Raw genomic sequence first — 14479 nt, 5'->3', positions numbered from 1 at the left:
CCCCCCCCCCCCCCCCCCCCCCCCCCCCCCCCCCCCCCCCCCCCCCCCCCCCCCCCCCCCCCCCCCCCCCCCCCCCCCCCCCCCCCCCCCCGCGTGGGTGGGGGCGGGCGGTCAGGCTCCGGCCACCGCCGGGAGGACCCGTTCGCCGACCAGGTCCACGGTCTGCTGCTGGCCCGGGCCGGCGAGGATGCCGATGACGCGGGCGATGCCGAGGCCGGCCAGGCCCGTGAGGGTGGCGGTGAGCTCGTCGGCCGCGGCTGCGTCGGGGACCGCGAAGGGCATGATGCAGGTCTTCTCGACGGTGTCGTAGTCGCGGCCCTCGGCCTCGCAGTGCGCGCGCAGCACGTCGAGCTTGCCGGGCAGGTCGGGGCCCGGGTAGAGGTTGCAGGCGTCCGCGTGGCGGGCCACCAGGCGCAGGGTCCGCTTCTCTCCCCCGCCGCCGATCATGATCTTCGGCCGGCCGAGGTTCTGCGGCACGTTCAGGGCCCGCTCCAGGCGGTGGTGGGTGCCTTCGAAGGGCTTCTCGTCGCCGCGGTCGCCGTCCCACATGGACCGGCAGATCCGGACGGTCTCCTCCAGCCGCTCGAAGCGCTCCGCGACCGCGGGGAACGGTACGCCGAGGCCGCGCGCCTCGTCCTCGTCCCAGCCGGCTCCGATGCCGAGGTCGGCGCGGCCGCCGGAGAGCACGTCGAGGGTGGTCACCGACTTGGCCAGCAGGCCGGGGGCGCGGAAGTGGACCCCGGCGACCAGCGGCATCAGCCGGACGGACCGGGTGTGCGCGGCGATCGTGGCGAGGGTGGTGAAGCACTCCAGCATCGGCTGCTCGGGGCCGCCCATGTGGGGGCCCTGCCACAGGTGGTCGGCCACGCCGATGACGTCGTACCCGGCTTCGTCGGCGGAGCGGGCGAGCGCAGCGAGCGTGTCCGCCATGCGCGGGGCTCCGCCTTCCCATGTGTAGTCCGCGAGGGACAGCCCGAGCTTCATCTGGTCTCCTCCAGGGAGTGAGGGCGAAAGAGGTACGAGGGGGCTGGGGGGGCTGGGGGCTAGCGGGTGGCCAGCGGCAGGAGGCGCCGGGCGGCCGGGGCGGCCGCTCCGGCCGGCGCCGCGGCGGGGGCGAGGGCCACCGGGACCCCGTTGAACACGGCGTTGCCGGAGAGCGAGTCGGTGACCGAGTCGTCCGTCAGGGTGTTGGCGTTGAACCCGGGGTGGCGGGCCGCCACCCGCTGGCGGCTTCCGCCGTGGCCCCAGCCGTGCGGAAGGCTGACGACGCCCGGCATGATCCGGTCGGTGGTCTCCACCGGTACGACCAGTTCGCCCGCGGCCGAGGTGACCCTGGCCCAGGCGCCCAGCCCGTACCGGTCGGCGGTGTCGGGGTGGACGTGCAGCACGCACTGGTTGCTGCCGCCGACCAGCGATTCGACGTTGTGCAGCCAGCTGTTGTTGGAGCGCAGCTGCCGACGGCCGATCAGGATGGTCTCGGCCGCGGGCGCGGCCAGCCGGGCGGCGAGCCGGTCCACCTCGGGGTCGAGGTCGGGGTGGGCGAGGCGCAGCCGTCCGGTGTCGGTGGAGAGCATCTCCGCCAGGCGCGGCTGCAGGGGCCCGAGGTCCAGCCCGTTGGGGTGCTTGCGCAGCTCCTCCAGGGACAGTCCGTACGGACCCATCTTGAGCATCACGTCGAGGACCAGCTCGGGCCCGGAGTCCCCGGTCAGGGTGGCGCGGGCCTCGGGTACCTCCATGCCGTGGAAGGGGGTGCCGGGGATCTGGGTGCCGATGCCCAGCAGTTGTCCCAGGACCATCTCGTCCAGCTGGGCCGGGGCGGCCCCGGCGCCCGCGCCGGCCGCGATCAGCGCGAGCTTGGCCAGGATCTCGCCCTCGGAGAGCTGTCCGGGCTCCAGGGGCAGGGCGGGCGGGGAGAAGCGGGTGTAGTTGCGCACCGTGACCGTGAGGAGCAGCAGGTCGTAGTGCGGCATCTGGAGCATCCGCGGGGGCGGCAGGATGACGTGCGCGTGCTTGGTGGTCTCGTTCAGGTAGGGGTCGACGGCGACCATGAACTCCAGCCCGGCCAGGGCCGTTTCGAAGCGGGGGCCGCTGGGTGCGGAGACCACGAGGTTCCCGGCGACCGTGACCAGGGCCCGTACCTGGCCCTCCCCGGGGGTCTCGATCTCGTCGACGAGGGTGGCCACCGGGAATTCGCCGAGCGCCTCGGGGAGCCCGCGGACCCGGCTGTGCCAGCGTCCCATCTCGAAGGGGCGCGGCCCCCAGGGGACCTCCATGGTGGCGGGCTTGGGGAACATCACCCCGCCGGGCCGGTCCACATTGCCGGTGAGGACGTTGAGTGCCTCGACGAGGAACTGCGCGAGGGTGGAGAAGTCGGCGGTCGAGGTGCCCATCCGGGTGTAGACGGCGGCGCTGGGGGCGGCGGCCAGGTCCCGGGCGAGGGCGGTGATCCGGTCGGCGGGGATTCCGCAGAGGGGGGAGACGGCCTCGGGGGTGAAGGGGGCGGCGTACTCCCGGAGCCGGTCGAGTCCGTCGGTCTCCACGCGGAGGTTCGTGAGCCCTTCGGCGAACAGGGTGTTGACGAGGGCGAAGAGGAGCAGGGCGTCGGTGCCGGGCCGGATGAAGTGGTGCTCGTCGGCGATGGCGGCGGTCCGGGTGCGGCGCGGGTCGACGACGACGAGGCGGCCGCCGCGCTCCTTGAGGGCGCGCAGCCGGCCGGGGAAGTCGGGGGCGGCACACAGCGAGCCGTGGGATTCCACCGGGTTCGCACCGAGGACCAGCAGGAAGTCCGTACGGTCGAGGTCGGGGACCGAGATGGCGGTGCCGGAGCCGTACATCAGGCCGCCGGCCACGTGCTTGGGTATCTGGTCGATGGTGCTGGCGCTGTAGAGGTTGACCGTGCCCAGGGACTGGGCGAGGGGCATGCGGTAGAAGATGCCGCCCATGGTGTGGAAGGTGGGGTTTCCGAAGTAGGCGGCCACCGCGTTGCGCCCGTACTTCTCGATGACCCCGGTCAGACCGCGCTCGACGGCCTCGAAGGCCTCCTCCCAGCTCACCTCGCGCCAGGTGTCCCCGGTGCGGACCATCGGCCGGCTCAGCCGGTCGGGGTCCTCGTCGATCCGGCCCAGGCTGGCGCCCTTGGGGCAGATGTAGCCCTTGGAGAAGGGGTCCTTGTCGTCCCCCCGGACGGACTGGACCTTCCCCGCCTCGTCGAGTTCGAGCCGCAGCCCGCAGACGGCGTCGCAGATGGGGCAGGTGCGGTGCACGGTGCGCAACAGGACTCCCGGGGTCGCGGCGGAGCCGGGTCCGCCGTCACCGGCCGGACCGGGCCAGACCGCTCGACGGTTCCATCACCGCACGGTCTGCGCATCTTCTGGAATGCGCAGTGGGGGCGGGGGCGTGCGCACCGGCCCGGGGCGGCTCCCGGGGCGGGCAGGGGGCACCGCAATCCGGGAGATGCGCCGATGAGCGGCCCGTCCTGATCCTGGCCGCATGACTGACTTCGACGGCAAGACCGTACTGATCACGGGCGGTGGCAGCGGTATCGGGCTGGCCACCGCGAGGCGGCTCCTGGCCGAGGGCGCGAACGTCGTCCTCGTCGGCCGGAGCGAGGAGCGGCTCGCCTCCGCCGCCAAGGAACTGGACGGCGGCGAGCGGGTGCTCACCATCGCGGCCGACGTCTCGCGCACCGCCGACCTGGACTCGGTCGTGGAGCGGGTACGGGCCCGTTTCGGCAGCCTGTACGGCGTGTTCGCGAATGCGGGCATCGGCCTGAACGCCCGTACCGCGGACGTCACCGAGGAGGGCTTCGACGAGGTCGTGGCGGTCAACTTCAAGGGCACCTTCTTCACCGTGCAGAAGGCCCTGGAGATCCTCGAGGACGGCGGCTCGATCGTCCTCAACGCGTCCTGGCTGGTGCACCGCGGCATGGGCGCCGGCTCGGTGTACGCGGCGACCAAGGCGGCGGTGCTCAACCTGCCCCGCACCCTCGCCCCCGACCTCGCCGAGCGCGGCATCCGGGTGAACGCCGTGACCCCCGGCCACATCCACACCGAGATGTTCGACATGGTCGCGCCGGTGGAGCCGGTCAAGGAGTACTTCCGCTCCCAGGTGCCCGTCGGGAAGTTCGGCGCGCCCGGGGACATCGCCGACGCGGTGGCCTTCCTCCTCTCCTCGCGTGCTGCGTACATCACCGGCCAGGAACTCGTCGTCGACGGCGGCCTGTCCGGTTCCGTACCGGCCTGACGGGTCGTTTCCGGAGCGCGCGCATTTTCACACCGGCCCGCACCGCAATTCAGGAGATGCACCCCGGTGCGGGCCGCTGTGAACCTGCCTGAACACGGCCGAGCGCCCGAATCGTCCGTCCGAGAAAAGGAACCGCGTGGCTATGACAGTGACCGCGAATACCGCCGGAGCGGCGGTGTCCCTGCCGCACGAAACCGAGCCCACCGCGGACGAGGTCGTCGAGCGGGCCCGGGCCATCGCCTACTCGCTGATCGAGCGTCAGGCCGAGACCGAAGAGCGCACCTGCTACGCCCCCGACACCCATGAGGCGTTCGCGGCGGCGGGGCTGTACCGGATCCTGGTGCCCAAGCGGTACGGCGGTCTGGAGCTGGGCCTGGACACCTTCTTCAAGGTGGTCGTGGCCCTGACCCGCGGCTGCCCGTCCACCGGCTGGATGTACTGCCTGGGCGCGGCGCACGCGCACGCCGTGGGCACCCTGTTCGGCGAGCGGACCCAGCAGGAGGTGTTCGCCGGCGGGGAGTTCATCGCCCCGGCCACGGTCGCGCCCACCGGCACCGCGGTGCCGGCACCGGACGGCGGCTGGACCGTGACCGGCACCTGGAACTACTGCTCGGGTGCGCCGTACTCCACCCACTTCGTCGGGCACGCCCTGGTGACCCCCGAGGACGGCGGGGAACCGCACCCCGTGATGTTCATCGTCCCCCGCGAGGAGTACGAGATCCTCGACGACTGGGGCCGGCACCTGGGGCTCAAGGGCAGCGGCTCCAACAGCATCCGGATCGAGGGCGTGCACGTGCCCGGGCACCGGGTGCTGCCCATGCACCTGAGCCAGGCCACCGTCACCGGGGGCACCCCGGGGCTGACGCTGCACGGCAACAGCCTCTACGGGGGCGGGCCGCTGAGCGTGATGGTGCTGGAGGACGCCGCGCTGGCGCTCGGGATGGCACAGGCCGCGCTGGACGCGTACGAGGAGCTGATGCGCTCCCGGCAGACGCTGTTCCCGCCGATCCTGCCGCGCACCGAGGACACCGACTTCCAGTACTGGTACGGCGAGGCCGCCGGGCTGGTCAGTGCCGCGGAGGCGGCGCTGTTCGGGGCCATCGGGCAGTGGCACGGGTACGCGGAGCAGGGACCGGCCCGGTTCACCCCGGAGCGCGAACTGCGGATCGTACTGGCCTGCCGGGAAGTGATCCGGATGTGCTGGCGGGCGGTGGAGAGCAATCTGTACCCCACCGCCGGTTCCAGTGCCGTCAAGCACGGTGAACGCATGGAGCGCATCTGGCGCGACCTTTCCATGCAGCACTCCCACGCGGGAATCGCCGTATTCCTCAACTCCCATGCGAACCGCGAGTTCTCGAAATCCCATTTCGGAATTGAGAACTGACATGTTCACAGCCGAAGAAGCTCAATCACCTATATCGAGGAGGTATCCGTGACGGGCGACAAGACCGGGACTCGCGCGGTGGTACTCGGCGGAAGCATCGCCGGCCTGTTCGCGGCCAGAGTGCTCGCCGATGCCTACGACGAAGTGCTCATCGTGGACCGCGACAAGCTGATGGGGGTGGACGGTCCGCGCCGCAACTGCCCGCAGAGCCGGCACATCAACGGCCTGCTGGCACGCGGGCAGCAGGTGATGGAGGAGTTCTACCCGGGCATCACGGAGGAGCTCTTCGCCGACGGGGTGCCCACCGGCGACCTGGCCGGGCACGTCCGCTGGTACTTCAACGGGCAGCAGCTCAAGCAGCAGAGCGCGGGTCTGACCTGTGTGGCGGCCAGCCGCCCGATGCTCGAGAAGCACATCCGCAACCGCACCGCGGCCCTGGAGAACGTGGTCTTCTTCGAGGAGTACGACATCCTCGGCCTGGAGAGCACGGACGACAAGACGCGGATCACCGGTGCCCGGGTCCAGAAGTCCGGCGCCGACAGCGCCGAGGAGCTCCTGACCGCAGACCTGGTCGTGGACGCCACCGGCCGCGGCTCGCGCACCCCCGTCTGGCTGGAGGAACTGGGCTACGGCCGCGTGGAGGAGGAGCGCAAGAAGATCGGCCTCGGCTACGTGACGCAGCACTACAAGCTCACCGCCGACCCGTACTTCGGGGACCTGTCCATCAACCCGGCGGCCTCCCCCGAGGTGCCCCGCGGTGCCATCTTCACCAAGACCGACGGCGGCCGCGTGGAGCTGACCACGTACGGCCTGCTCGGCGACCACCCGCCGCTGGACCAGGAGGGCCTGTACAAGTGGGTCAAGAGCCTGGCCGTGCCGGACATCTACGAGGCCCTGCAGCACGCCGAGCCCCTGGACGAGCCGGTCGCCTTCCGCTTCCCGACCACGCTGCGCCGCCGGTACGAGAAGCTGGAGCGCCTCCCCGACGGCCTGCTCGTCGTCGGTGACGCCGTCACCTGCTTCAACCCCATCTACGCCCAGGGCATGACGGTGTCCGCGCTCTCCGCGCTGACCCTGCGCAGCCACCTGCACACCGGCGCCGCCCCGGTGCCCAAGGACTACTTCCGCGACCTCGCGCACGACGTCATCGACCCGCCGTGGGAGATGACCAACAGCGTCGACCTCTCCTTCAAGGGGGTCGAGGGCGACCGTACCCCGCAGGTCCGGGCCGCGCAGTTCTACCTGAAGCTCGTGCAGAAGGCCGCGGTGCTCGACGGCAACGTCACCGCCGCGTACATGCGGGCTGCGGGTCTGGTGGACCGCCCCGAGTCGCTGATGAAGCCCGCCCTGGTCGGACGCGTGCTGTGGAACACCGCGCGCGGCCTGATCAACGGCCTCACGGGCACCGCACCCAAGCCGGCACGACGCCCGGCCCCGGTGCCCATCAAGCCGGAGAAGCCCGCGAAGGACCTGGTCGCGAGCTGATCCGCACGCAGGGACCAGGACGGAGGGAACAGACGTGATCGAGGCATCTGCGGCACCCGCCGCGCCCGTGACGGGCGCGCGGCCGGGGGCCGGTCCCCGCGCACCGGAGCAACCGGAGACGTGGCGGCTCCCGGAGGCACGCGTTCCCGACGCTCCCGGGTACCACCTGCACCGCGCGTACACCGTCACCGGCGAGTTCGACCCCGAGTCCCTGCGCGCCGCCTGGCGGGAGGTGACCGCACGGCACGAGGTGCTGCGCGCCACCCCCGCCGGGCCGGGCGGGCCGGGCGGCCCCCCCGCCGCCCGGCTCGGGGTCGGCCCGGGCCGCACCGGCCACCTGGTGACCCTGCGCCTGCACCAGGCCTTCGGCGACGAGCGGTCCCTCGCCGTGCTGATGCACGAGCTGTCCGCCCGGTACGAGGCGGCCGCCCACGGCAGCCCGCTGCCACAGGAACTGACCCTGCCCGCACCCCAGTACAGCGGTTTCGCCGCGCTGCGCAGGCTCCAGGAGCCCTCCGCGCACCAGCGGCGGCTGCTGGACTGGTGGGCGAAGACCCTCACCCCGCTCCCCTCGGAACTCGCGCTGCCCGCGGACCGGGCCCGGCCGGCCGGACCGGCCACCCTGGGCGGCACCCTGCGCTTCGACTGGGGCCCTGACCTGGCGGCCCGGCTGGCCGATCTCTGCCGGGCCGAGGAGAGCACCCCGTACACCGTGCTGCTGGCGGCGCTGCTGGCGCTGCTCGCCCGGCACACCGGGGAGGACCGGGTGGCGGTCGGCGTCCCGTCGAGCCTGCGGCCCGCGGGCCCCCGGTTCGCCGACGTGATCGGGCCCTTCCGCAACCACCTGGTGATCGTCGGCGACCTGTCCGCGCGCCCGTCGTTCCGGGAGCTGCTGGCCCGCACGGCACGGACCCTGCGGGCCGCCCAGGAGCACCGGGAGGTGCCGTACGGGCTGGTCACCCGCGCCCTGAACGCCGACGGCGGCCGCCCGAACCGCATCCCGCTGTGCGATGTGATGTTCGTGTACGAGGACACCGCGGCCAGCGAACTGTGGCTGCCGGGCGCGGTGGTGCGCCGGCGGCCCGCCGACGACGCCACCGCCCGCACCGACCTGACCCTGACGATCCAGCAGGCCGTCTCCTCCCTGGAGGGCTCGCTGGAGTACCGGGCGGCGCTGTTCGAGCGGAGCTCCGCCGAGGCCGTCCTGGGCCAGCTGCGCACCCTGCTGACCGCCGCCCTGGCCGACCCCGGCCGGCCGGTGGAGGACCTGGAGCTCGAGGACCCGGAGCGTACCCGGGCGGCCGTGCGGGCCGCCGACCTGATCGCCGTCGCCCCCGGGGGCCCGCCCGTGCACCTCGGTGTGCGTACGGCAGCCGTGACCACCCCCGACGCGGTCGCCCTCGCGGGCGACGGTTTCCACACCGGGTACGCAGAGCTCCAGGAGCGCGCCGAGGCCGTGGCCCACGGGCTGCGCGGGCTCGGTGTGGTCCCGGGCGCGCCGGTGGCCGTGCGGATGGCCAACGGGCCCGGGCGGACGGCGGCCCTGCTGGGCACCTTCGCCGCCGGCGGGTACGCGGTCTGTCTGGGCACCGAGAAGGCGGGCGAGCGGGGCCGGGACGTGCTCGACGGCACCCGGCCGGTCTGCCTGCTCGCGGATCCGCTGCCGGACGGGGCCGAGGAGGACGACCTGGCGGCCTGGTACCGGCAGGAGCGCGGCGGCACGGTGCTGTACCCGGCCTCGCTGCCGGCCTCTTCGGCCCCGGTGGCCGGGAGTTCGGCGGAGTTCCCGGTGCACGCCGACCCGGACGCCTGGGCGTACGTCACCCACACCTCCGGCTCCACCGGCGTACCCAAGGGCATCCCGCAGACCCACCGCACCCTCGCGCAGCTGGCGGGCTGGTTCGCGGCGGAGTTCGGCATCGGACCCGGCTCGCGGGTGGCGCAGTGGGCCTCCCCCAGCTACGACGCCAGCCTGATCGAGATGTTCGCGGCCCTGGCCGCCGGGGCCACCCTGGTCCCGGTGCCGGACCGGATCCGGGCGCACCCGGAGAAGCTGGCCGCCTGGCTGGAACGGGAGGAGATCACCCTGTTCCAGACGGTTCCCAGTTTCGCCCGGGAGCTGCTGGCCGTGACCGCGGCCCGGCCGGACGGCACCCCGCGCCGCTTCCCCGCGCTGGAGCACCTGCTGCTGGCGGGCGAACCGCTGCCCGGCGAGCTCGCGGGCGGACTGCGGGCCGCGCTGCCCGGGGTCCGGCTGGTCAATCTGTACGGCGCCACCGAGACCGTGCTGGCCACCTGGCACGAGGTCACCGGCCCGGTCGCGGGCACCGTCCCGGTCGGCCGGCCCATCCCCGGCCGCCAGGTCCTGGTCCTCGACGATGCGGACCGGCCCTGCCCGCCCGGGGTGACCGGGCGGATCGTGGTGACGGGCCCGCACATCACCCCCGGGTACGTCGGCGGCGACCCGGCCGACCCGGCCGGGCGGACCGCCTTCCGGCCGCTGGCCGGCACCGGGGACCGCTGCTACCGCTCCGGGGACCTCGGCCGGTGGCGCTTCGACGGCGCGCTGGAGTTCCGCGGCCGCGGTGACACCCGGATCAAGTTCTACGGCGTACGGATGGAACTCACCGACATCGAGGCGGCCCTGGCCGCGCACGAGTCGGTGACGGACTGCGCCGTCGTCGCCCACACCGGAGCCGACGGTCTGGTCTCCCGCCTGGTCGCCTACGTTGTGCCGCGGCGCACCCCGGAAGGGGAGCCCGCGGTGTCCCCGGCCGTCTGGCGGGCCCTCCTGCGCCGCCGGTTCGGCAAGTCGATGCTCCCGGTGGCCTTCCGGACCCTGGACGGCCTGCCCCGCAACGCCGGCGGCAAGGTCGACCGGCGGGCCCTGGCCGCCCTTCCCTAGACCCCTGCCGGGCGCCCCGCGGCCGGTCCGGGGCGCCCGGCACTCCGATCCCACCCACGGCCCACCGCTCTTCCCGGGGACTCCCAGCCCCCTGCTCAGACCGATTTCTGCCCCTTGCCTACACAGTGGAGTGAAAATGACGATCGTCGACGCCGAACTCCAGATCGATTCCAAGAGCAGTGAGACCGTCGAGTTCGACGGCCGGACCCTGGACATCCCGGCGGTACGACGCGTGGCCGAGGACAACGCGCAGGTCGGTATCTCCCCAGCCGCGCTGACCAAGGCCGCCGAGAGCCGCCGCATGTTCGAGAACACCGTTGCCGACGGCACCCCGGTCTACGGTGTGACCACCGGCTACGGCGAAATGATCTACATGCTGGTGGACACCTCCAAGGAGGTGGAGCTCCAGACCAACCTGGTGCGCAGCCACAGCGCCGGTGTCGGCCCGCTCTTCGCCGAGGACGAGGCCCGCGCCATCCTCGCCGCCCGGCTCAACGCCCTGGCCCGCGGCTACTCCGCGGTCCGCCCCGAGCTGCTGGAGCGGCTGGCCCTCTACCTCAACCTGGGCATCACGCCGGCCATCCCGGAGATCGGTTCCCTGGGCGCCTCCGGCGACCTGGCCCCGCTCGCGCACATCGCCACCAGCCTGATCGGCGAGGGGTACGTGCTGCGCGACGGGGTCCGCGCCAAGACCGCCGACGTCCTGCGCGAGAAGGGCGTCGAGCCCCTCGAGCTCCGCTTCAAGGAGGGCCTGGCCCTCATCAACGGCACCTCCGCGATGACCGGCCTCGGCTCGCTGGTGGTGGGCCGCGCCCTGGAGCAGGTCCGCCAGGCGGAGATCGTCACCGCCCTGGTGGTGGAGGCCCTCAAGGGCTCCACCAGCCCGTTCCTCGCCGAGGGCCACGACCTGGCCCGCCCGCACCAGGGCCAGATCGACACCGCGGCCAACATGCGTGCCCTGCTGCGCGGCAGCGACCTGGCCGTGGAGCACGCCGAGCTGCGCCGTCAGGCCGAGGCCGCCAAGTCGGGCGAGGGCGTCCACCGTACGAAGGTGTACCTGCAGAAGGCGTACACCCTGCGGGCGATCCCGCAGGTCGTCGGCGCCGTCCGCGACACCCTGTACCACGCGGTGCAGAAGCTGGAGATCGAGCTGAACTCCTCGAACGACAACCCGCTGTTCTTCGAGGGCCAGGAGATCTTCCACGGCGCGAACTTCCACGGCCAGCCCATCGCCTTCGCGATGGACTACGTCGGCATCGCGCTGACCCAGCTCGGCGTGTTCTCCGAGCGCCGCACCAACCGCCTGCTCAACCGCTACCTGTCCGACGGGCTGCCCGAGTTCCTGGTCAAGGGCGACCCGGGCCTCAACAGCGGCTTCGCCGGCGCCCAGTACCCGGCCACCGCGCTGGTCGCCGAGAACCGGACCATCGGCCCGGCCTCCATCCAGTCCGTCCCGTCCAACGGCGACAACCAGGACGTGGTCAGCATGGGCCTGATCGCGGCCCGCAACACCCGCCGCATCCTGCAGAACAACACCCGCATCCTCGCGGTCGAGTTCCTCGCCGCCGCCCAGGCGGTGGACCTGGCCGACCGCTACGCGCAGCTCAGCCCGGCCGGCAAGGCCACGTACGACCAGGTCCGCTCCCTGGTGCCCACCCTGGAGCGCGACCGGTTCATGTCCGACGACATCGAGCTGATCGCGTCCGCGCTCTCCCGGGGCGAGTTCCTGGCGGCCGCGGAGTCCAGCAACACCGAGCTGCGCTGACGCCCCCGCGCACCAGCCGCTCGCTCCCCCCACAGCAGGCCGGATTCCGATCCGGCCTGCTGTGGCGCCTTCGCCCGCTCATCCGCTCCGCCCGCCCGCCCGCCAAGCCCCGCCAGACCGGCCCTGACCCAGATTGGGGATCCCATGAGCATCCCGCTCTCCTTCAACCAGGAATTCCTGTGCATGTTCGACCAGGGAGACGAGAAGGGGCCCTTCGGGCCCGTGTACAACATCGTCGCCGGGTGGCGGATCGCCGGGAAGCTGGCGACCGAGGAGCTCCAGGCGGCCCTCGACGAGGTCGTCGAGCGTCACGAGGCGCTGCGCACCACGATCGTGCGCACCCCCGGCGGGCAGCGTCAGGAGATCCTGCCGGCGAGCCCGGTCTCGCTGACGGTGCGGGAGCTCCCGGAGCCCGACCCGGCGGCCCGCGCCCGGCGCGCGGAGGAGCTGCTGATCGAGCTGGAGGGCGGCGAGTACGGGGTCGGTGAACTGCCCCTGCTGCGGGCGGTGCTGGGCCGCTTCGACGAGTCGGACGCGGTGCTGGTGCTGATCGTCCACCACACGGCGGCCGACGAGGTCTCCATGCAGCTGATCATCCGGGACCTGGGTCGGCTGTACGCGCGGCGCCGCGGCTTCGGGGCGGCGGAGCTGCCGGAGGTCACGCAGTTCCGTGACTTCGCGGTCTGGGAGCGGGCGAAGTTCGCACCCGAGGCGGACGTCAAGGCCCGCGGCTACTGGCGGGAGCAGCTGGTGGGGGCCGGGATCACCGGGGTGCCCACCGACCACCTGAAGTCCGCGGGCGTCCCCAAGGGCACCGCCGTGCACCGCTTCCAGGTGGACGCGGAGCTGACCTCCGCGGCGCTCGCCCTGGCGAAGGAGACCCGCAGCTCGCCCTTCATGGTGCTGCTCGCCTCGTACCAGCTGTTCCTGGCCCGCAAGACCGGCGGTACGGACATCGTGGTGCCGACCATGGCGGCGGGCCGCGGGCCGGGACGCTTCGAGAACACCGTCGGCGCCTTCTTCAACTTCGTGCCGCTGCGTACGGAGCTGGCGGGGGCACAGACCTTCCGCGAGCTGATATCGAGGACCCGGAGCACCTGCCTGAAGGCGTACGCGAACCCGCTGCCCTTCGGCCAGGTGGTCGCCGAGGCCCCGGCGCTGGCGGCCTCCTTCGGGGCGGACGACCTGGGAGTGGTGGCGTTCCAGGTGTTCCAGTTCCCGGCGATGGCGGGCGAGGAGGCGGGGGACGTGACGATCTCCGAGATCCGCCGCCGCGAGCTGTCCCAGCCGGTGAGCACCGACGTCCCGGACGGGGTGATGTTCCAGCTGGACATCGACCCGCTCTCCGGGGAGATGCTCGGCCACGTCGGGTACAACACGAACCTCTACGACGAGGCGACGATGCGGGAGTTCGCGGCCGGGTACGTCTCGGTCGTCCGGCAGACCGTCACGGCCCCGGACGCGCCCCTGAGCCTGTCCTGAGCCCGCCCCCGCCCCGCGCGCCACCCGACGGGGGTGGGGGACGTCCCGCGGAAGCGCCCCCGGCCTGTTGCAGCAGGCCGGGGGCGCTCGGGTTCCGCCGGGTCGCGCGCTCCGCTCTCGGCGGACGCGCGGAGGGTGTCAGCCGGCTTCGCGCTCGAGGACGACGTACGGGTCCTCCATCTCGTACCAGCCGAGGCCCGGCGGGCAGCGGTCGTAGCCGAGGAGCCGCCGTACCTCCTCCGGGTAGGCGAGTACGGACTCCTTGGGGACGGCCAGGTACTGGTTCTCCTCCTGGCGGAGGTTGCCGAGGTCCAGCGCGATGGTGAGGCCGGTGCGCGGGGTGTCGGTGGTGTTGGCGCCGCCGCCGTGGTAGACGCCGCCGAGCCAGATCAGCCCGGAGCCGGCGCTCATCTCGGTGGGCAGGGCCTCGTGCGCGAGCGGTGGCCGTTCGTCGTCCCAGTGGTGGCTGCCGGGGATCACCATGGTGCCGCCGTTCGCGGCGGTGAACTCGCTCATGGCGAGCATCAGCTGGACCCGGCTGGTGGGGCCGGGGTGGCGGCGCAGGTGCAGGGCGTCGTCACGGTGCAGGGGCTGCTTGCCCTGGCCCTTGTGGATCTGGATGGCCTGGGTTCCGCTGATCTGGACGGTGGGGGTCATCTCGGTGCGGGAGCGGCCTATCCACATGGGGACGGGCTTCTGCATGATCGCGCGGGCGGCGCCGAGGAAGTGGGGGTGGGTCACCACCGGCGTGAGCCGGGCGGTCCTGGCGAAGATCGAGGAGAGTCTGCGGGTGCGGGTGCCGTTGTACCAGTCGCCGCTGAAGTCGTGGCCCTCCAGGGCGGGGCCCAGGTCCTCCCACAGTCCCTTCAGAGTGACTTCGTCGGCCAGTTCCTCGACGATCACCCCGCCGTCCCGTTCGAGGATCTCCACCACCTCGTCGAGACCGGTGTCCGGCTTCACTCTCAGCAGTCCCGCCATACCCGCGTCACCTTCTCCTCTTCGTGCGTTCGGTGCCTCTCTCGTCGCTCCCGGCCCCCGGCCGCCGGCCGCCGGCTCCCTGCCGTGGCGCGTTACATGCCCCGGGCAGGGCGCTCCGGCAGCTTCACATTTCGGCTCCGGGCCGGGCATCTCCTGAATTGCGGCGGAAACGCCCCACGCGGGCCGAGGCCCGGTGGGCCGCTTTCCGGCCCGAGTTCCTGATCAAGCCGAAGACAGC

Annotated in this window: 9 protein-coding genes; 6 read left to right on the top strand and 3 right to left on the bottom strand. The window is 72.8% G+C overall.

Going from position 1 to position 14479, the window contains the following annotated elements; genetic code table 11:
- Positions 1-111 precede the first annotated feature (111 nt).
- Together ACZ7H1_RS32380 and ACZ7H1_RS32375 are read right to left on the bottom strand one after the other, a co-directional pair.
- Positions 112-984 (bottom strand): LLM class F420-dependent oxidoreductase, encoded by an 873-nt coding sequence (locus ACZ7H1_RS32380; protein WP_470791484.1) that lies wholly within the window; start codon positions 982-984, stop codon positions 112-114.
- 59 nt (positions 985-1043) lie between these two features.
- Entirely contained in the window at positions 1044-3272 is a 2229-nt protein-coding gene (locus ACZ7H1_RS32375; protein WP_470791483.1) for a molybdopterin-dependent oxidoreductase, read from the bottom strand.
- Positions 3273-3489: 217 nt separating this feature from the next.
- On the opposite strand from ACZ7H1_RS32375, the gene ACZ7H1_RS32370 reads away from it, so the two are divergent.
- From ACZ7H1_RS32370 to ACZ7H1_RS32345, 6 genes are all read left to right on the top strand, one after another.
- On the top strand, positions 3490-4242 hold the full coding sequence (locus tag ACZ7H1_RS32370; RefSeq protein ID WP_470791481.1) for an SDR family NAD(P)-dependent oxidoreductase: 753 nt from the start codon (positions 3490-3492) through the stop codon (positions 4240-4242).
- Between the two features lie 142 nt (positions 4243-4384).
- The gene (locus tag ACZ7H1_RS32365; protein ID WP_470791491.1) at positions 4385-5626 is read left to right on the top strand and encodes an acyl-CoA dehydrogenase family protein; all 1242 of its coding nucleotides are present in this window, start codon (positions 4385-4387) and stop codon (positions 5624-5626) included.
- A 48-nt stretch (positions 5627-5674) separates the two neighbouring features.
- On the top strand, positions 5675-7111 hold the full coding sequence (locus ACZ7H1_RS32360) for an FAD-dependent oxidoreductase (protein WP_470791479.1): 1437 nt from the start codon (positions 5675-5677) through the stop codon (positions 7109-7111).
- Positions 7112-7145: 34 nt separating this feature from the next.
- Positions 7146-10016, top strand: coding sequence for a non-ribosomal peptide synthetase (locus tag ACZ7H1_RS32355; protein ID WP_470791478.1), 2871 nt, complete (start codon positions 7146-7148; stop codon positions 10014-10016).
- A gap of 136 nt (positions 10017-10152) precedes the next feature.
- Positions 10153-11781, top strand: coding sequence for a tyrosine 2,3-aminomutase (cmdF, locus tag ACZ7H1_RS32350; protein ID WP_470791476.1), 1629 nt, complete (start codon positions 10153-10155; stop codon positions 11779-11781).
- Between the two features lie 144 nt (positions 11782-11925).
- Positions 11926-13263 (top strand): condensation domain-containing protein, encoded by a 1338-nt coding sequence (locus ACZ7H1_RS32345; protein ID WP_470791475.1) that lies wholly within the window; start codon positions 11926-11928, stop codon positions 13261-13263.
- A gap of 138 nt (positions 13264-13401) precedes the next feature.
- On the opposite strand, the gene ACZ7H1_RS32340 is transcribed toward ACZ7H1_RS32345, so the two are convergent.
- On the bottom strand, positions 13402-14241 hold the full coding sequence (locus tag ACZ7H1_RS32340; RefSeq protein WP_470791474.1) for a phytanoyl-CoA dioxygenase family protein: 840 nt from the start codon (positions 14239-14241) through the stop codon (positions 13402-13404).
- Positions 14242-14479 lie beyond the last annotated feature (238 nt).

The sequence above is a fragment of the Streptomyces sp. NPDC037401 genome (genome assembly GCF_055602345.1).
Note: the sequence above shows the minus strand (reverse complement) of the source record. Positions and strands in the feature narration are given on the sequence as shown.

What these genes read in the sequence shown, in the direction of transcription:
- ACZ7H1_RS32345 (WP_470791475.1), top strand. Translation starts at nt 11,926, where the DNA reads ATGAGCATCCCGCTCTCCTTCAACCAGGAATTCCTGTGCATGTTCGAC.
- ACZ7H1_RS32370 (WP_470791481.1), top strand. Translation starts at nt 3,490, where the DNA reads ATGACTGACTTCGACGGCAAGACCGTACTGATCACGGGCGGTGGCAGC.
- ACZ7H1_RS32340 (WP_470791474.1), bottom strand. Translation starts at nt 14,241, where the DNA reads ATGGCGGGACTGCTGAGAGTGAAGCCGGACACCGGTCTCGACGAGGTG.
- ACZ7H1_RS32365 (WP_470791491.1), top strand. Translation starts at nt 4,385, where the DNA reads ATGACAGTGACCGCGAATACCGCCGGAGCGGCGGTGTCCCTGCCGCAC.
- cmdF (WP_470791476.1), top strand. Translation starts at nt 10,153, where the DNA reads ATGACGATCGTCGACGCCGAACTCCAGATCGATTCCAAGAGCAGTGAG.
- ACZ7H1_RS32380 (WP_470791484.1), bottom strand. Translation starts at nt 984, where the DNA reads ATGAAGCTCGGGCTGTCCCTCGCGGACTACACATGGGAAGGCGGAGCC.